The organism is Nocardia sp. NBC_01388 (assembly GCF_045040085.1).
GTDB lineage: Bacteria > Actinomycetota > Actinomycetes > Mycobacteriales > Mycobacteriaceae > Nocardia.
This window is the reverse complement of the sequence record NZ_CP109553.1, coordinates 7,103,660-7,121,616: the sequence shown is the minus strand read 5'-3', so window position 1 is coordinate 7,121,616 and position 17,957 is coordinate 7,103,660. Positions and strand designations below refer to the sequence as shown.

At 66.7% G+C, this 17,957-nt stretch carries 19 protein-coding genes; 10 read left to right on the top strand and 9 right to left on the bottom strand.

Features of this window, described 5'->3' with window-relative positions:
• Positions 1 to 4: 4 nt before the first annotated feature.
• A complete protein-coding gene (locus tag OG716_RS34020) occupies positions 5 to 607 on the bottom strand; it encodes a type IV toxin-antitoxin system AbiEi family antitoxin domain-containing protein (protein WP_405134479.1) in 603 nt (200 codons plus the stop codon).
• 112 nt (positions 608 to 719) lie between these two features.
• Between OG716_RS34020 and OG716_RS34015 the strand changes: the two genes are divergently transcribed.
• Positions 720 to 1,952, top strand: coding sequence for an LmeA family phospholipid-binding protein (locus OG716_RS34015; protein ID WP_405134478.1), 1,233 nt, complete (start codon positions 720 to 722; stop codon positions 1,950 to 1,952).
• A gap of 12 nt (positions 1,953 to 1,964) precedes the next feature.
• Here OG716_RS34015 and deoC read toward each other — a convergent pair whose 3' ends face one another.
• Entirely contained in the window at positions 1,965 to 2,624 is a 660-nt protein-coding gene (gene deoC / locus OG716_RS34010; RefSeq protein WP_405134477.1) for a deoxyribose-phosphate aldolase, read from the bottom strand.
• A gap of 72 nt (positions 2,625 to 2,696) precedes the next feature.
• Between deoC and OG716_RS34005 the strand changes: the two genes are divergently transcribed.
• Both OG716_RS34005 and purU read left to right on the top strand, forming a co-directional pair.
• A complete protein-coding gene (locus OG716_RS34005) occupies positions 2,697 to 3,251 on the top strand; it encodes a GNAT family N-acetyltransferase (RefSeq protein ID WP_405134476.1) in 555 nt (184 codons plus the stop codon).
• Positions 3,252 to 3,302: 51 nt separating this feature from the next.
• Complete coding sequence (gene purU / locus OG716_RS34000; protein ID WP_405134475.1) at positions 3,303 to 4,193, top strand: formyltetrahydrofolate deformylase; 891 nt, start codon at positions 3,303 to 3,305, stop codon at positions 4,191 to 4,193.
• Positions 4,194 to 4,274: 81 nt separating this feature from the next.
• Here the strand turns inward: purU and OG716_RS33995 are convergent, their stop codons facing one another.
• From OG716_RS33995 to OG716_RS33970, 6 genes are all read right to left on the bottom strand, one after another.
• Positions 4,275 to 5,273 carry an alpha/beta fold hydrolase gene (locus tag OG716_RS33995; protein WP_405134474.1) on the bottom strand — a complete coding sequence of 333 codons (999 nt, stop codon included), beginning with the start codon at positions 5,271 to 5,273 and terminating at the stop codon, positions 4,275 to 4,277.
• Positions 5,274 to 5,477: 204 nt separating this feature from the next.
• The gene (locus OG716_RS33990; protein WP_405134473.1) at positions 5,478 to 6,500 is read right to left on the bottom strand and encodes an alpha/beta fold hydrolase; all 1,023 of its coding nucleotides are present in this window, start codon (positions 6,498 to 6,500) and stop codon (positions 5,478 to 5,480) included.
• Positions 6,501 to 6,678: 178 nt separating this feature from the next.
• A complete protein-coding gene (locus OG716_RS33985; RefSeq protein WP_327146764.1) occupies positions 6,679 to 6,963 on the bottom strand; it encodes a DUF2516 family protein in 285 nt (94 codons plus the stop codon).
• Between the two features lie 220 nt (positions 6,964 to 7,183).
• Positions 7,184 to 7,840, bottom strand: a complete 657-nt coding sequence (locus tag OG716_RS33980; protein WP_355129131.1) for a heparin-binding hemagglutinin — start codon at positions 7,838 to 7,840, stop codon at positions 7,184 to 7,186.
• Positions 7,837 to 8,388, bottom strand: a complete 552-nt coding sequence (locus tag OG716_RS33975) for a helix-turn-helix domain-containing protein (RefSeq protein ID WP_405134472.1) — start codon at positions 8,386 to 8,388, stop codon at positions 7,837 to 7,839. Before OG716_RS33975 ends, OG716_RS33980 begins: the two co-directional genes overlap by 4 nt.
• 78 nt (positions 8,389 to 8,466) lie before the next feature.
• On the bottom strand, positions 8,467 to 9,813 hold the full coding sequence (locus tag OG716_RS33970; RefSeq protein ID WP_405134471.1) for a DUF445 domain-containing protein: 1,347 nt from the start codon (positions 9,811 to 9,813) through the stop codon (positions 8,467 to 8,469).
• Between the two features lie 194 nt (positions 9,814 to 10,007).
• Between OG716_RS33970 and OG716_RS33965 the strand changes: the two genes are divergently transcribed.
• From OG716_RS33965 to OG716_RS33955, 3 genes are all read left to right on the top strand, one after another.
• Positions 10,008 to 10,694: a TetR/AcrR family transcriptional regulator gene (locus tag OG716_RS33965; RefSeq protein WP_405134470.1), complete on the top strand. Its 687-nt coding sequence runs from the start codon at positions 10,008 to 10,010 to the stop codon at positions 10,692 to 10,694.
• A gap of 265 nt (positions 10,695 to 10,959) precedes the next feature.
• The gene (locus OG716_RS33960) at positions 10,960 to 12,393 is read left to right on the top strand and encodes an AarF/ABC1/UbiB kinase family protein (RefSeq protein ID WP_355129127.1); all 1,434 of its coding nucleotides are present in this window, start codon (positions 10,960 to 10,962) and stop codon (positions 12,391 to 12,393) included.
• Positions 12,394 to 12,414: 21 nt separating this feature from the next.
• A complete protein-coding gene (locus OG716_RS33955) occupies positions 12,415 to 13,656 on the top strand; it encodes a saccharopine dehydrogenase family protein (RefSeq protein ID WP_405134469.1) in 1,242 nt (413 codons plus the stop codon).
• Between the two features lie 241 nt (positions 13,657 to 13,897).
• Here the strand turns inward: OG716_RS33955 and OG716_RS33950 are convergent, their stop codons facing one another.
• Entirely contained in the window at positions 13,898 to 14,464 is a 567-nt protein-coding gene (locus OG716_RS33950; protein ID WP_405134468.1) for a hypothetical protein, read from the bottom strand.
• A gap of 309 nt (positions 14,465 to 14,773) precedes the next feature.
• On the opposite strand from OG716_RS33950, the gene OG716_RS33945 reads away from it, so the two are divergent.
• From OG716_RS33945 to OG716_RS33930, 4 genes are all read left to right on the top strand, one after another.
• Positions 14,774 to 15,439 (top strand): ESX secretion-associated protein EspG, encoded by a 666-nt coding sequence (locus OG716_RS33945; RefSeq protein WP_405140095.1) that lies wholly within the window; start codon positions 14,774 to 14,776, stop codon positions 15,437 to 15,439.
• An 81-nt stretch (positions 15,440 to 15,520) separates the two neighbouring features.
• A complete protein-coding gene (locus tag OG716_RS33940; protein ID WP_405134467.1) occupies positions 15,521 to 16,372 on the top strand; it encodes a polyphosphate kinase 2 family protein in 852 nt (283 codons plus the stop codon).
• A gap of 232 nt (positions 16,373 to 16,604) precedes the next feature.
• Positions 16,605 to 17,384 (top strand): thioredoxin domain-containing protein, encoded by a 780-nt coding sequence (locus tag OG716_RS33935; RefSeq protein WP_405134466.1) that lies wholly within the window; start codon positions 16,605 to 16,607, stop codon positions 17,382 to 17,384.
• Positions 17,381 to 17,950: a vitamin K epoxide reductase family protein gene (locus OG716_RS33930; RefSeq protein WP_405134465.1), complete on the top strand. Its 570-nt coding sequence runs from the start codon at positions 17,381 to 17,383 to the stop codon at positions 17,948 to 17,950. The genes OG716_RS33935 and OG716_RS33930 overlap by 4 nt, the downstream gene beginning before the upstream one ends.
• Positions 17,951 to 17,957 lie beyond the last annotated feature (7 nt).

The following is a 17,957-nucleotide window of genomic DNA, read 5'->3' as shown; positions in this document are numbered from 1 at the left end:
GAATTCAGACACGAGTGAGAGCGCGGTGCAGCCGGGCGGCGGTCATGGGCGGGAGTGCCGTACTGGCGGAACGGATTTCGGCGCGCGCACAGCGATGAATGGCCACCGCATCGGCGACGACCTCGTCGAGCGCCGTCTGCCCGATCCCGGCCTCGGCCAGATCCAGCACGGTGCGCAACGGGGTCGTCACCAGGAAGGTGCCCGCGGACTCCACATCCTTGCGGGCGAAACTGCGGCGCAGCACCACCAGGCGGGGCGAGAGCGGGAAGCGGCCGATCCGCGCCGACATATGCACGAAGCGCGGCCGCAGCCGTCCGAGTCCGTGCAGTTCAGCGGCGCTGTGATGGGATACGGCGGCCGCGCCGTCGAACCAGGCCGACCACATGGCGTACTCGTCGAGCGGCCCGTCCGGCCAGCGCCCGAGGCGCAGCAAACCGACACCGGCCCGGACCACCGACCCGTCCCGCAACCCGTCTCGGATATGGGACTCACAGCCGGTGTGCAGCACCTGCCGGGTGGTGAAATACCCGGCGTGCCGACCGGCCAACTCTTGTAGCGCCTGCCAGCCGTGTTCCGGGTCCGGCTCCGCTGCGGGAATCCCAGCCATGCACTCAGGCTACGCCGACCATCTGTGTGTTATGTCACATTCCGCCGGGTGTGTGCCGACACCTCATGAGAAGCACAGAACTCACACAGAAAGCTCGGGAAGAATCGCGGCCATGAGTTCGAACCCCACCTCGGACGACGCCAAGAACGTCCCCCCGGAAACCGACGCGGTGCGCGCGGACGGCACCGCGGCCGAACACCCCGGCGCTGCCAATTACGGGATCCCCGGCGGCGCAGCCGAACTCGGCGAACAGCCCGGCACACCTCCGGCCGGTGAACCGCCGACCGAGGTCATCGGCGGAGCGCCCTATCCCGCGGGTGCGGGCGAGTCGTCCGACGCCACTCAGGTGCTGCACGACGACGCCACCCAGGTAATCCACGACCGAGGCGCGGCCCAGGGGCCACCGCCCGCCGAATGGTGGCAGGGGGAAACCGCACAGGTCGGAGCCCAGAACACCGGCCCCCAGCCGACCGCGGTGCTCGGCAACCACGGTACGGAGGCGCTCAGCCCGGGCGAGGCCGCCGCCTATGCGGCGGGCGCCGGCTCAATCCCCGGCGGCGGGCAGCAGCCGCCGTTCACACCGCCGCCCACCGCGAATACGGGAGGCGGACAAGGCGGTTCGCCCGGTAACCGCCGCAGTCGCCGGACCCTGTTCGTCGTGATCGGCCTGGTGCTGGTGCTGGTCGTGGTCGGCGCGCTGGCCGGTGGTGAGGCGTATGCCCGAAACAAGGTGGGCAACTGCATCAGTTCGCAGTTCGAACAGCAGATGGGCTCCAAGATCGACGTATCGTTCGGCGCGAAACCCATGCTGCTCACCATGATCGACAACAAGGTCGGCTCGGTGACGGTGGACAGCGACGACACCAAGTTCGGCCCGGCGGTCGGCATGACCGTGCACGCCACCTTCCACGACATCGAGCTGCAGGACGGCGGTAAGGCCGGCGGCACCATCGGCAGCTCCGAGGCCCAGGTCACCTGGAGCAATGACGGCATCGTGAAGACGTTGGGCGGCTTGGTTTCCGCGGCCGCCTCCGATCCCTCGGCCGGCACGCTGAGCTTCACCGTGCTGGGCGGGCTGGCCCAATTGCAGGTCAAGCCGAAGGTGGTCGGCGACAAGGTCGAGGTCGAGACCATGTCGGCGTCGTTCCTCGGCATCGGCCTGCCCACCGATCTGGTCTCGGGCATCGTGGATCTCATGACGCAGAGCCTGCAGACCTACCCGATGGGGTTGAAGCCCACCGGGGTGGCGGTCACCCAGGACGGGCTGAAGGTCAGCCTGCAGGGCGGCCCCACCACCCTGCAGACCACCGACGACAAGGGCAAGACGCAGAACATCACCTGCTGAGCGGCGACCGGCTCAGGCCGGAAACCCCTGCAGCACTTCACGAGAACGCGACAGTCCCAACCGCGTGGCGCCGGCGGCGATCATCTCCGCCGCCGCCGCCGCGGTGCGGATACCGCCGCTGGCCTTGACCCCGAGCCGCCCGCCGACCGTCTCCGCCATCAGCCGCACCGCGTGCGCACTGGCGCCGCCCGCCGGATGGAAACCGGTGGAGGTCTTCACGAAATTCGCGCCCGCCTGTTCGGCGACCCGGCACACGCCCACGATCTGCTCATCGCTGAGCGTCGCCGATTCGATGATCACCTTGAGCACGGCCCGGTCCCCCATGGACTCGCGCACGGTGATGATGTCGGCGAGCACCGCGTTGTAGTCGCCGGTGCGGGCGGCGGCGATATCGATCACCATATCCACCTCGTTCGCGCCCTGATCGACCGCGAGCCGGGCCTCCGCACCCTTCACCAGCGAATGATGTTTGCCGGACGGAAAACCCGCGACGGTCGCCACCACCAGGCCGGGCGCCCGCACCGGCAGCATGGACGGCGAGACGCAGATCGCCAGCACGCCCAGCTCACGCGCCTCTTCGATCAGCGCGTCGACTTCCTGACCGGTCGCTTCCGGCGCCAGCAGGGTGTGGTCGATCATCGCGGCCACGTCTCGACGAGAAATCTCTGTCATGAGCGGTGAGTTTGGCATACAGGTGGCGAATTCCATTGCGGGCCGCCACCGCTGTCGCGCACACTCGTACCTGTGCTGATCCGTCGTGAACGAACCAGCGACCTCGCCGCGATCGATGCGGTGCATCGCAGCGCCTTCGCCGACCACTACGCGAACGCCGGCAGCGGGCATCGATCCGACCATGCCACCACCCGCCCCGAACCACCCGAGGTCGATCTGGTCCGGCGGCTGCGCGATCACTCCGGCTGGATGCCGACCCTGTCCATGGTGGCCGAACTGCACGACGACATCGTCGGTCACGTCTGCCTCACCCGGGCCGCGGTCGGCCCGTTCCCGGTGCTCGCGCTCGGGCCGATCGGCGTCCGCGCCGACGCACAGGCCGGCGGCGTCGGTTCCGCCCTCATGCACGCCGTCCTCGGCGCCGCCGATGCCCTGGACGAGCCGCTGGTCGGCCTCGTCGGCCACCTCGACTACTACCCCCGCTTCGGCTTCGCCCCCGGCCCCCGCCTCGGCATCGTGCCCGATCAGTCCGATTGGACCTCGCACTTCCAGATCCGCCCGCTCACCGCGTTCGACACCGAGATCAAGGGCGAATTCCGCTACGCCGATCCGTTCTATGAGCTCTGAGCTCGTGCCCCTGCCTCAGGCCGCATCGTGGCTGCTGAGATCATCAATGCCATGAGCTCCACCCCTGGCGACCTCGATGATCGTCGTTACGTGCTGACCCTGGGCTGCCCGGACCGTCCCGGCATCATCGCCCGCATCACCTCGTTCATCGCCGATTTCGGCGGGTCGATCGTGGAGGCCGGCTACCACTCCGATCCGGATATCGGCTGGTTCTTCACCCGGCAGGCCATCAAGGCCGGCACCGTTCCGTTCGGACTCGACGAGCTGCGCGAGCGGTTCACCGCCGTCGCCGCCGAACTGGGCCCGGAAACCGAATGGCAGGTGCACGATTCGGGTGAGCGCCGCCGCGCGGTGCTGCTGGTCAGTAGGGACGGGCACTGCCTGCACGATCTGCTGGGCCGCGCGAGCAGCGGGGAACTGCCCGCCACCATCGAGGCCGTCATCGGCAACCACCCCGACCTCGCGGGCATGACCGAGGCACACGGCGTCAAGTTTCACTACGTGCCGTTTCCGAAGGATCCGGCCGAACGCGGGCCCGCCTTCGAGCAGGTGCGCGAACTGGTCGACGCGCACGATCCGCACGCGGTGGTGCTGGCCCGGTTCATGCAGGTGCTGCCCCGGGAGCTGTGCGAGCACTGGGCGGGCAAGGCGCTCAATATCCACCACAGCTTCCTGCCGTCCTTCGTGGGCGCGCGCCCGTACCACCAGGCCTTCGCACGCGGTGTGAAGCTGATCGGCGCGACCTGCCACTACGTGACCCCGGAGCTCGACGCCGGACCGATTCTCGAACAGGACGTCACCCGCATCGACCACGCCGACACCGTGCACGACATGGTGCGTCAAGGCCGCGATATCGAACGCGTGGTGCTGGCCCGCGGCCTGCGCTGGCATCTCGAGGGCCGCATTCTGGTGCACGGCCGCCGCACCGTCGTCTTCTCCTGAGCCGACGACCCCCTGCCAAAGCCGAAGCGCCCCTTCCACGTCATTGGGGAAGGGGCGCTTCGGTTTTTCTGGAAATAGGTATCAGCCCGCGGCGGCGACCATGCCGCGGCGGCCCGCCCGGATGACCCGGGCGAGTTCGGCATTGAAGGCATCCGCGGCCTCGATGTTCACCAGGTGACCGGTGGGCAGGATGAGGTAGCGGTCGAGATATCCGGAATCGGCCAGGGTATCGGCGATTTCGCGGGAGTGCTCCTCCGGCAGCAGCTTGTCGTAGGAACCGGCGACCACGCTGGTCGGCACCGTCAAATGAGCTGCGGCGCCGTGCAAGTCGAGGTGCAGCAGGCTGCGGGCGACCGCGGCGCGCGTCGACGGACGACAGGACCGGACGATCGACATACCGAAATCCACCTGATCGGGGGTGGCGGCGGCATTGCACAGCCGGTGCTTGGCGATCAGTCGCACGGCACGGCCACCGGGCAGCGGCAGCGGAGTGCCGAACAGCGCCAGCGACAGCCAGTCCGGCGCCGGAATCAAATCATTGAAGACCGGAAGCACGGTGGCGCGGTTGGGGATTCGCCGCGCCGCGGTGGTGGCCAGCAGTACCGCGGCGGCCCGCTGCGCGACCTGATGCGGGTACCGCTGCGCCCATGCCTGAATGGTCATGCCGCCCATGCTGTGCCCGACCAGCGTCGCGCGCTGACCCGGGCGCAGCACCGCGTCCAGCACATCGGAGAAGTCGTCGGCGAGCTGGTCGGCGCCGAAAGCCCTGCGGCCGCTTTCGCTTTCGCCGTGGCCGCGCTGATCATAGGCGTACACCCGGTATTCCCCGGCGAACGCGTTGATCTGCGGGTTCCAGTATTCGATGGCACAGGACCAGCCGTGCGCCAGCACAATGACATCACCCTCGGCGGGTCCGTAGGCGTGCACCCGCAGGCGAGCGCCGTCACGGGTGGTGACCGGGATGATGTCGGCCGGTCGCGGAGTATTCAGCGACGCGGTCTTGTAGATGCGGGACCGGAGTCCGGCGCGGAAGGGGGCGGTCACCATGTCTGCGCCCGCCTCGGGCAGCTTCACCAGCATGAGCACTCCTTTGTGTTCCAGGGCACACTACCGCGCTAGCTGTGGTGCTTGCTAGTGCAAGCGGCAGATATTTTTCGATCCGCCGCCTGCGGCCCTTCTTCCGGGATACCCGTTCCGTCGCAACGGCATTCACGTTCACCGCGTGGAAGTCGGGTTATAGCTGTGTTCTACGACACATCCTGCGGTGAGAAACACCCGCCCGGTTCAGGCGCCGACGACCCGCTGCGCCGTTCCGAACGCAGTGCCGGCCACCCGCGCGAGTTCGTCGTTGAACTCCCGGTAGGCCTCGACATTGCCGAGGTGACCGGTCGGCAGAATGTGAAAACCGTCCAGACTGCCCGCCTCGGTGAGCAATTCGGCGATCCGCTCCGCGTGCACCACCGGCGTCATGAAGTCGGCGGAACCGGCGATGACGGAGGTCGGCACGGTCAGATTCGCCGCACCGCGTCCCACATCCAGATGCGACAGCAGCGTGCCGAACCGCGCGCGCACCAGCGCCGGGCAGGACCGCACGATGTTCTGCGCGAATTCGGCGATATCGCCGGTCGAATCCAGACTCATGACCTGCCGGCGGAATATCCACTTCACCGGCGCGATCGGCGGGAAGGCAATGGGCAGGCTCAGACCGAGCAGCCCCACCAGAAACGGCAGCCGCAACTTGCCACGGTTGTAGAACGGCAGCACCGTGGTCTCGGCAATGAGCTGTCCCGCAGAACTATTGGTGAGCAGTACCGCGAGGGCGCGCCGCCGCACCTGCTCCGGATACCGCCCGGCCCAGGCCTGCAGGGTCATGCCGCCGAGGCTGTGGCCCACGATGACCGCGCGCCGGCCGGGCGCCAGGGCGGCATCGAGCACGGCTTCGAGGTCGTCGGCGAGCAGATCGGTGGTGAGCGGGGCCGTGCCCAGATCGCTCTCACCGTGCCCGCGCACGTCGTAGGCGATGACGCGGTAGTCACCGGCGAAGGCATTGATCTGGGGGTTCCAGTACTCGAGGCAGCAGGTCCAGCCGTGCACCAGCACGAGGACATCGCCATCGGCGGGGCCGTAGGCGTGCACCCGCAGGTGCGCACCGTCGGCGGTGGTGACCGGAACGACCTCGTACGGACCGGCGGGCGGATTCAGATCCGCATTCGCGTAGGTCCGAGTCCGCAGGTCGGCGCGGTGGGCTCGCACCCGGTTCTGGACCCACTGGGTGAGGCCCGCTCTAGTAGGCAGCGTTGCCCGCATAGGACACTCCTTTGTGTTACTGCTAGATACAGTAACTCCTGCCGGAGCGTGCTAGCTAGTGCAAGCACCCATTGACTTCGGAGACCGGTGGATCTCGGAACGGACACGTCCAACACCGGAAAAAAATCGGCCGCCACCCCCGACCAGCGGGAATGACGGCCTTGATACAACGTCTGCGCTACCAGCGCGGGCCGCGCTGGACCTCGTCCACTTTGGGCCGCACATCGGCCAGATAAACACCCGTGGCGACGATCGCGGCAATGCTCAAGATGTTCACCGGGTTCCGCGTCAGCAGCAGTCCGCCGAGCGAGGCGACCAGAATCGCCAGCCACACCGGCTTGGTCAGCTTGTCCACGGCAGGGAAGGCATCCGAGCGCTGGCGTATCGCGTGAACCAGCGCGAACACCACCATTCCGAGCTCGCACAGCAACAAGGCCGACAAAATGAATCCGGGAATTCCCATCACCCGCTCAGTCTAATTGCCTCCGCTCCGCTCCGGCGGGGTCGCGGCCCCTGGTCCCGCTTCGCTCCCCCGCTCCACTCAGTCCAGAACCGGGACGGCCGCGACCTTCGGGCGTGCCTTGATGCGGTCAGCCTCGGTGCCCAGCGAAACGACCGTGGCTCCCGCACGGTGAATGTGCGGGAGCCACAGGGTGTTTCACGTTCAGAGGGAACGCGCGACGTTACTTCTTGGCAGCCGGGGCGGCGGCCTTCTTGGCCGGAGCCTTCTTCGCGGGCGCCTTCTTGGCCGGAGCCGGAGCGACGACGGGCTCGGCCTCGGTGGTCACGGCGACGACCTCGGCATCAACGGCCTCTTCGACCTCGGCGGCCGCGTCCTTGGCGACACCCAGCAGCGGGGCGACCTGGTCGGAGACCTTGCCGAAGACGTCCTGCGCCTGGGTCACCAGATCGGTGTACAGGGTCTCGACCTGCTCGAAACGCTCTTCGAAGGTCGGGTTGGCCTTCAGCTTCTCGACGGTCTCCTCGCCGCGGGCGGCCAGGTCGGCGTACAGGTCGATCAGCTGGTGGTAGTACTGATCGACAAGCTTGCGCAGCTCTTCGGGGGTGGCCTTCTCACGCAGCTCGGCCAGGTCCTCCGGCAGTTCGGACGGCAGCGCGGAGATGCGCTGGCGCACGACCTCGACCTGCTCCTGCAGGTCGGCGGGCAGGTTGGCGAAGCGCTCGCGGGCCTCTTCGACGCGGCCGGAGACGTCCACGGCGGCGGCCCGGGTGCGGACCTTCTCGACGGTGTCGAGAACCGACGCGTAGATGGCGTCACCTGCACCGACGGTCGCGTAGAGCGGCTTGGTGACGGTGGTGGTCAAGTTCGTTTCGGTCATATCTGTTCGTTCTCCTGGCGTGGCGGAACTTCGGTTGTTCGGTGCGGAACCTCGTTGTCCCCGAGAGCGGTGCTCTCATTTCCCCCCGGAACGCCCCCCATCGGGTCCGTCGCGTCCCCTCTGTCCTCGTTCACCGCGTTTTCCCGGCGGAACGATTCATAGATGTCCAGGAGGACCTGCTTCTGCCGCTCGGTGATTTCCGTATCGGCGAGCAGTGCATCCCGGACCGGACCGTGTGCCCTCTGCTCGAGGTACCCGGCCCGCATGTACAAGACCTCCGAGGACAGCCGCAGACCCTTTGCGATCTGCGCCAATACCTCGGCGGACGGGTTCCGCAGCCCGCGCTCGATCTGGCTGAGATACGGATTGCTCACCCCCGCCAGTTGAGCCAACTGACGCAGGGAGACCTGTGCGATCTCGCGCTGCGCCCGGATGAAGCCCCCGATATCGTGCGCCGCGTTGGCTACGCGGCCCGGTCGTTCGTCGGTAGCGGGCGTCTCCGTCTGCGTGCCGTCGAGCTTTTCGGGAACCTCGGGATCGTGTGTCATCACTGACCTTCCGGCGGTTGTGCGGTCAATTCTAAAGGGGGGTGCTAACTCTTGCAAGCGCTCTGCTAGCGCAACCCGTCAGCCATGGAACAGCAAATTTGAAACGGCATAGATCACAAGCCCGGCCAGCGAACCGACAACCGTGCCGTTGATGCGGATGAACTGCAGATCGCGACCCGCGGCCAATTCGATCTTGCGACTGGCCTCGTCCGCATCCCACCGGGCAACGGTATCGCTGACCAGGGTGGCGATCTCACTGCCGTAGTTGGCGACCAGATAGCGGACGCCACGCTCCAGCCAGCCGTCCACTTTGTCGCGCATGCCCTGGTCCGCCGAGAGCCGTTCACCCAATTGCTGCACATTCTCCGCAACCTTGCGGCGCAGCGTCGAATTCGGATCGTCCGCCGATTCCAGAATGAGCCGCTTGGCAGCGCGCCAGGTCGCGTGCGCCAGTCCGGTGATCTCCTCGCGGCCCATCAACTCGGACTTCACCCGCTCCGCCTTCTTGATCATGGCGTCGTCGAATTGCAGATCGTTCGCGAAATCCTCGAGAAAACGATTGGCCGCCATCCGCACCTCATGATCGGGCTGCGTGCGAACCTTCCAGGTGAATTCCACCAGCTCCCGGTAAATACGTTCGGCCAGTAGCGAATTCACGAATTTCGGAGCCCAGGACGGGGAGTCTCGATTCACGATGCGATCGATGGTCTCCTGCGAATCGAGGGCCCACTGATGGGCGCGCTCGGCCAGCAGATCCAGCAGCGGAGCCTGCCGGTTGTCGGCCAGCAACTCCTTGAGGACCTTGCCCAGCGGCGGACCCCAGAGCGGTTCGGCAATGCGTTTGACGATGGTCTGGTCGATGATCTGCTCGACGTCCTCGTCACGCAGGGCGCCGATCACCGCCCGCAGGATGGTGGAACTCTCCTCCGCCACCCGCTCGGCATGCGCCTGGTCCGCCATCCAACGGCCCACGCGCAGCGAGATCTGGGTGGAATTGAGTTTCGCCACAACCACATCGGGTGAGAGGAAATTCGTGCGCACGAAATCGCCGAGCCCCGCGCCCAGCTGATCCTTCTTCTTGCGGATGATGGCGGTGTGCGGGATCGGCAGGCCCAGTGGATGCCGGAACAGCGCCGTCACCGCGAACCAGTCGGCGAGGGCGCCGACCATGCCCGCCTCGGACGCGGCTCGCACATAGCCGACCCAGCCGCCACCGTGACCACGTGATTGCGCCCACGCGCAGATCAGATAGATCAGGGTCGCGGCCGCGAGGAAGGCCGTGGCAATGGCCTTCATCCGCCAGAGATCTTTGGCCTTGCCTTCATCACCCAGCAGGTCGGCGAAGGCTCCACCTGGTGAAGCGGCCGGTTGTGCCGACCGCCCGCTCGATTCGAGGACCCCGGCACTGCCGGTCGGTTGCTCCATATGTTCCATTCTGCTGCTTCCCCGAACCTACTCCCGGCCACCGGGCCGGTCCCGAACGTCCGCGATCGGGACCGTGCGAGGCTTAAGCTGAATAGGCCCAGCACAACACGCCATGTAGGGAGTTCACCCTGTCCACCCAAAGAGCCGTCGACGCCGGCGCGCGAGCCGACGCCGCACCCCCTCGACCGGGACGGGTGGACGGCCGCAAGAAGCGCTGGCAGCAGCACAAGATCGATCGCCGGGAGGAGCTGGTCGACGGCACCCTCGCCGCGATCCGCACCCGCGGCGGCGATGCCGGCATGGATGAGATCGCCGCCGAGATCGGCGTCTCCAAAACCGTGCTGTACCGGTATTTCTCGGATAAGCAGGATCTGACCCGGGCCACTATGGAGCGGTTCATCGAGACCACGCTCATGCCGCGTATCTACGAGGCCATCAGCGACGATCTCGACGAGTACCAGCTGGTGCGCAATACGCTCGCCGCGTATGTGCACACGGTCGATGCCGATACCGACGTCTACCGGTTCATCATGGGCAACGGGGCGTCGACCGACACCTCCACGCTGGCCGACTTCGAGAAGTTGTTCGCGCAGGTGGTGTCCGCGGTCATCATCGACAAGGCCTTCAGCCGGGACGTCCAGACCGAGGGCGCCATGCTGTGGGCCTACGTGCTGGTCGGCGGCGTGCAGCTGGCGACGGACTGGTGGATCACCAACCGCACCATGTCCAGCGAGGAAATGCTCGACTACCTGACCATGATGGCGTGGAGCGCCATCGAGGGCATGGTCCGCGCGGGCGGCGATCGCACCTGGTTCAACTCCCGGCCGCACCGACTGCCGGACCCCGAAAACAAGAGCAGTGCCGCCTCTCCGGAACTCTGACGCGCGGCCTGAGAGCCGTACGGACTTCGGTACGCGTAGGAGCAGTCAGGTGGGACACCGATTTCGGGGGTACCCGGGGAGTTACCCCGACCTCACGAAATCAGTTGTCACCGGCGTTCGGGTCCGAACGTCTTCACCAATCTGGCTGGTTCGGGGCTGGGCTGGAAGATCAAGGTGTAGTTAGGCTGAACGAGGTAGGTGCCTGAGAGGCGTCTACCGTCGCATCGGCACCAACGGGGGCGCCGGGTCCAATGGAGGGTCACTGATGGCGAAAGAGCTGCCGACATCCAGGCTTACTCGGGGGACGAAGCTGGGGATGGCCGTCGCCGGTAATGCGATTCGCGCTCAGAAGACCCGTCGTTCCATGCGCGGGCGCTCCGAGGCGGTGCGCGAGCGGATGGCCGAGGAGTCGATGATCCGGGCCACCGAGCAGATGGTCATGGTGCTGGGCACCATGAAGGGCGTCGCCATGAAGCTCGGGCAGATGCTGTCGGTGCTCGACTTCGATCTGGTGCCGCCCGAACATCGCGAACGGTTCCAGCGGCGGCTGGCCGTACTGCGCGACAGCGCGCCCTCGGTGTCCTTCGAGGTGATGCGCGCGGTCATCGAGGAGGATTACGGCAGAACCCTCGAGCAGGTGTTCGCCGAATTCGAGCCGGAACCCATCGCCGCCGCCTCCATCGGCCAGGTGTACCGGGCGAAACTGCACGACGGCCGGACCGTCGCGGTGAAGGTGCAGTACCCGGGCATCGATGCCGCGGTGCGCGCGGACCTGAAGAATCTGGCCATGTTCCGGCGCATTCTGCAATCGGCCATGCCGTGGGTGACCCCGGCCGTGCTGGACGAATTGCGGCTGAATCTGGAGAGCGAACTCGACTACGTCGCCGAGGCGAACACCCAGTCGCAGATCGCTGCGCTGTACAGCGGGCATCCGTTCATCGTGGTGCCGGACACCATGCCGGAGCTGTCCTCGCAGCGGGTGCTGGTGAGCGAATACTTCCCGGGTCGCAGTTTCGGGGATATCCGGGCGCTGCCCGCCGAGGAGCGCAATCGGATCGGCGAGATCATCTACCGGTTCTATGTCGGTTCGCTGTTCACGTTCAACGAGTTCTGCGGTGACCCGCATCCGGGCAATCTGCTGCTGGGCGCGGACGGCAAGGTGGCGTTCCTGGACTTCGGGCTCTACAACCGGATGGATCCGGAGCATGTGGAGTTCGAGGCCACCTGTATTCGCGCCGCGGCCGAGGATCGCGCGGAGGAATTGCGCGATCTGATGGTGCAGCGCGGCGTCATCGACTCCCCCGACGAGATCACTCCCGAGGAGTGTCTGGAGTACGTGCTGTCCGCCTGCGAATGGGCGCTGGTGGACGAAGACCTCACCATCACACCGGAATTGGCGTCGGGCGCGTTCATCCTGGCGGTCGATCCGCGGGGCAGCGAGTTCGCGGGCATGAAGCAGCAGAACCTGCCGCCGGAGCACCTGTTCTCACGCCGCGCGGAATTCCTCACCTTCGGGGTGCTGGGTCAGCTGGAGGCGACGGCCAATTGGCATCGCATCGCCCGCGAATGGCTGTACGGCGACGATCCGGTCACCGAACTCGGTCGCGCACACCGGGAATGGCTCTCCACCCGGCCCGCACCCGTGCCGACCACCGGCCCCAAGAAGAAGACCACTCGTAAACGCGCCGCAAAGGCGTAACCCCACCGGACAGGAAACACTATGGCTGACAGGGAATTCGACCTAGCGCTATTCGGCGCGACAGGCTTCGTCGGCAAGCTGACGGCGGAGTATCTGGCGGAGGCCGCCCCTGCCGGGGCGCGCATCGCCCTCGCCGGGCGGTCGCTGGAGAAGCTCACCAGGGTGCGGGCCGAACTCGGCCCGGGTGCGGCGGATTGGCCGCTGGTACAGGCTGATTCGACCGATCAGGCGAGCCTGAACGCGCTCGCCGCGCGGACCAGGGTCGTCGTCTCGACTGTGGGGCCGTACCTGCGCTACGGGCTGCCGCTGGTGGAGGCATGCGCCGAAAACGGTACGCACTACGCCGATCTCACCGGTGAGCCGCTGTTCATTCGCGAATGCATCGACCGTTTCGGCGAGCGGGCCGCCGAGACCGGCGCGAAGATCGTGAATTCCGCGGGCTACGACTCGATTCCGTCGGATCTGAGTGTGTACCAGCTGTACAAGCGCACCGTCGAGGACAACACCGGCGAGCTCACCGATGTCACCCTGGTGGCCTGGCTCAAGGGCGGCGTGAGCGGCGGCACCGTCGATTCCGGCCGCGCCATGATGGAAGCCATTGCGGCGGACCCGAAGAAGGGCGCGATCATGTCGCACCCGTATTCGCTGAGCCCGGACAAGGCCATGGAGCCCGATGTCGGCCGCCAGAGCGATCAGGCCCTGGAGCGCGCGTCGAATATCGATCCGAGCCTGGACGGCTGGGTGGCGACCTTCATCATGGGCGCGCACAACACCAAGATCGTGCGCCGCAGCAATGGCCTGCTGGGCTGGCCGTACGGCAAGAACTTCCGCTACCGCGAGGTCATGAGCGCGGGTAAGTCGGCCACCGCACCGCTGGTCGCGGCGGGCATGGCCGGCGGCATCGTCGCCACCATGGCGGCGGGCGCGGTGCTCTCCCGCGTGGCCGCCGGCCGCCGGCTGCTGGACCGGCTGGTCCCCAAGCCCGGCACCGGCCCCAGCGAAAAGGCCCGCAAGAGCGGCTGGTTCACCATGCGCACCTTCGCCCGCACCACCTCCGGCGCGAAGTACGTGTGCACCTTCGCCGGCAAGGGCGATCCGGGCTACGCCGCCACCGCCGTCATGCTCGGCGAATCCGGCCTCACCCTGGCCTTCGACCAACTCTCCGAACTGGCGGGCATCCTCACCCCCGCCGCCGCCATGGGCGACGCCCTCACCGACCGCCTCCGCAAGGCGGGCATGACGATCGACGTCGACATCGCCTGACGCGCAAGCGTTTCCTTCCCCCGAACTCACCTCCCGCGCATGCGATAGCCTGCTGATCCGTGCGCGGGAGGTGAGTTTGTGCGTGGCAGGAGAACTCGGGAAGGGCTGCGGCTCGATGAGATCGCCGCGCTGGGCTTATGTGGCGCTGCCACCACTTCTGCTGCGCTGCCGCCTATTACCCGCTCCGCGTCAGTGGCTCCGGTAGCGCTCAGCGCGGCCACCGGTTCCCGTGATGCGGCTACTACCGGCCATCGCGCAGCGAAATCAGGCCGCCGAGGACGCCCAGGTAGGCGGTGCCGTCGGGGCCGAGGGCGATGCCCGCGTAGTTGTTGTTGTAGAGCGGCCCGGAGCCGGATCGGCGCTGCCACACCAGGTTTCCGCTACGGAAGTCGAGGGTGGTCCAGTACCAGGGGTCGGTGAGGTCGGAGCCGCCGCCGAAGTTCGAGAAGGCGCCGGGCTTCAGGAATTCACCGGCCCCGCGACCGGACAGCGGATAGTGGCCGAGCACCTTCAGTCCGGCCGGATCGATCAGGTATAGACCGGGATTCAGCCCCGGGCAGTTGGAGATGATGCGCCCGGCATGGTCGAAGGCGATGGATCCGCACTCGCTGCCGAGCAGCAGCGAATCCACCCGGGTGTCGTTGCCGAGCGGTCCGGGCCGGGTGTAGGTATCGCTCATCCAGCCGTCGCCGTGGATTCCGGAGTCGCCGTTGGCGGCCAGCCAGGGATGCCCGGGGACGGCGGGTACGCCGGTGACGGGCTGCGCGGTCGCGGGTGCACCGAGGAAGTCCGCCACTGGTCCGGGCAAGTGCGGGAATCGGCGCGGCGCCGGCGGTTCCGGTGGCGAGCACGGTCGCGAGGGCGGCCGCGGCCAGCAGCCGGGCACCGGTTTTCATCTCTACCTCCGGCTATTCGCTTGCGGCGCAACGGCACACACAGCTCTGGTCACGTGACCAGATTCGGCATGATCGCACATCTCGGCTCCGAACCCTACCGTGCGGTTCGTCACAGTAAGCCCCCTTGCACGACGGGACGCGCCCGCAGAAACCCTCCGGTAGGGTCGCGATCGGGACGGAGGGTCGTACCGCAGAAAGGGGGGACGACCGTAGTGAAATGGATGCTGACCCCGGACGAATTCGCCATGGTCTGGTCCCGCGAAACGCAGCTGGATCGCCGCCCCTATCCCCTGGACACACTCCCCCGGGTGCAGGAAAACCCCGGCGCCGCACCCCGATTGGGGCACCGCTTCCTGCGCCGCACAGATCCGGAGCTGACCGCCGCGCTCATGCTGTGCGCCCGCACCGATACCACCACGGTCTCGCTGTACGGGGAGAGCAGCACACCCGAGCCCCGCCGCATTCTCGCCTTCGCCGCCGTGGCGCAGCAGCGCGCCGGCATTCTGGTCGCCCGCCCCGATGCGGTGAGCGTATTGCTGTGCCCTGCCGAACAACTCGGGCAGGAACTGGTGGAAATCATCGGATCGGCCCCGCCCGGCAGTCACGAGACCATGCAGGAGCCGCAGAACACGGTGCTGCAGACGGATGATTCAGTCACCCAGGGCGATAATTTTCGCCGCAAACTCCGCGAGCCGGTGGACGGCCGCGGCTTCATCACCGTCACGGTCGAACCGGCGAATCCGCTCTCCCCGCCCACCCGGCACCGCACCTGGATGGATTTCACCGGCGACGGCCGCTATCTGCTCACCACCGCGACGGACCTGACGCTGACTCCGGTCACCGATGCCGAACTGGCCGAGCATCTCGTGCGATTGGCCCGGGTGTGACCGCAGCCCCGCCCGGGGTTCGACGGCCCGATTTCGGCGTGCTTGCCCACAGGAACAGCCGCAGCGTGTTACGCATGGGGGATGGCGAAGGCGACAACCTGGTCGAAACCCGTCACCAAGGTCCTGCGGGCCGATGGTGTACAGGTCAGCGAACTGAACACTTCCGGAACCCCTGGATTCAAGGGCGACAAGCGCGACGGCGAGAAAATGCTCGCCGAGCGGGCCGCTGTGCTGTCGGATCTGCAGGAGAAGCTCTATGCGAACGGCAGGCACGGCGACAATCGCAGCGTGCTGCTGGTGCTGCAGGGCATGGACACCGCGGGCAAGGGCGGCATCGTCCGGCATGTGATCGGCTCGGTCGATCCACAGGGTGTGGATCACGCGTCGTTCGGCGTGCCCACGGCGGAGGAGAAGAAGCACCACTACCTGTGGCGCATTCGCAAGCAGCTGCCGCGCGGCGGCCAGATCGGCGTATTCGACCGCTCGCACTACGAGGACGTGCTGGTGGTGCGGGTGCACGATCTGGTGCCGCCGGAGGTCTGGGAGAAGCGCTACGACGAGATCAACAAGTTCGAGCGCAAGCTGGTCGACGACGGCACCACCATTGTGAAGGTGGCCATGTTCGTCTCCCTCGACGAGCAGAAGAAGCGGCTCGGGCAGCGGCTGGACCGCCCGGACAAGTACTGGAAGTTCAGCACCAACGATCTGCACGAGCGCGCCTACTGGCCCGACTATCAGGACGCCTACCAGGCAGTTCTAGACCGCACCAATACCGAGCACGCCCCCTGGCACGTGCTGCCCTGCGACCACAAGTGGTACGCCCGGCTGGCCGTCACGGAACTGCTGATCGACGCTCTGCAAGGATTGAAGCTGGATTGGCCGCCGGCGACTTTCGATGTAGAAGAGCAGAAAAGGCTCCTCGCCGAGGCGTGATTTCCCTCTCCCCCACACCCTCAACGCCTCACCTGTAGTTCGTGGCCGTCCCGATTCTGGACTGAGTGGAGCGGGGGAGCGCAGCGGAGGAGTGGAGGGAGGGAAGAATCGGGACCAGAGGCCGCGAACCCGCCCGTAGCGAAGCGGAGGGCAAATTAACACTGTTCTCTCAGGTTCTCGGGCCAGGATGGGCCCGTATGAGTCGTGACAATGGAAGGCGTGGTGCGCACACGTGAGCAGCAAACCGGGTGATCGCAAGAATCCTCTGGCGAAGGCTCAGCGAGCCGATCGCAATCGCAAGATCGCTATCCAGGCCGGCGTCGCCGTAGTGATGGTGGGTCTGGTCGCGGCGATCGGCATCGGGCTGGCCATGCGCAAGAGCGATGACAAGAGCACGGCGGCCTCGTTCGCCCCGGTCGTCACCCACGATCAGGGCGCGGGTGCGGTACCGGCGAATATCACCTCCACCGGCGCCATTCGCATCGGCAATCCGGATGCCAAGGTGAAGGTGCAGGTGGTCGCCGACCTGCAGTGCCCGGCTTGCCAGATGTTCGAGCAGAACAACTCCAGTGCGCTCGAGGCCGCGGTGAAGAACGGCTCGGCGGTTGTCGAGTACAACATCATCTCGTTCCTGGACCGCGCCTCCAACGGCAACCAGTATTCGACGCGTGCGGCGAATGCGGCCTATGCGGTGGCGGCCGCCGATCCGTCGAAGTTCCAGGACTGGCTGGCGTCCATGTACAGCCAGCAGCCCAAGGAAAACGGCAACGGTATGACCGATGACCAGATCATCGCCGTCGCGACTGCCGCCGGTTACACCGAACCGTCTGTGGCACAGGACATTACGTCGCAGAAGTATGTCGCCTGGGTGGGCGATGAGACCAAGGGCGTGTTCGCCACCGGCCTCAAGTCCACGCCGTCGGTGTACGTCAACGGCAAGGCCGTCACGGACGGCCAGACGCTGATGAGCCCGAACGGCATCCAGTCGGTCATCGAGGCCGCGGCGAAGTGATCATCGCGGCTGCACCCAAATCCGCGTGGCCGCTACTACTCGGCGGACTGATCGGCTGGGCGGCGTCGGTGACGCTGCTCGTCGACAAGTTCAAGCTCTACACCGAACCCGGCTTCAAACCGCTGTGCAGCATCGATCAGACCATTTCCTGTACGACGGTGATGGATTCGGATCAGGCGGCGGCCTTCGGCTTCCCGAATCCGATCATCGGCGTGGTCGGGTATTCGGTGGTGGTGACGCTCGGCGTGCTGGCCATCGCGAATGTCGGTCTGCCGCGCTGGGTCTGGGGCGGCCTGTGGGTCGGCCTGGCCGCGGGCATGGGCTTCATCGGCTGGCTGATCTACCAGGCGGTCTTCCTGATTCACGCGTTGTGCCCGTGGTGCATGGTGGTGTGGGCGGTGACGCCGCTGCTGCTGGCCGTGGTGACCGGGCAGCTGTGGGGTAAATCGCGGGGCGTGCTGCAGATCGTGGTGGAGTGGCGGTGGACCGTGGTCGCCATCTACTACGCGGTGGTCATTCTGATCGTGTACATCCAGTTCCAGGATTACTGGCGCGATCACCTCTGAAGTGAAC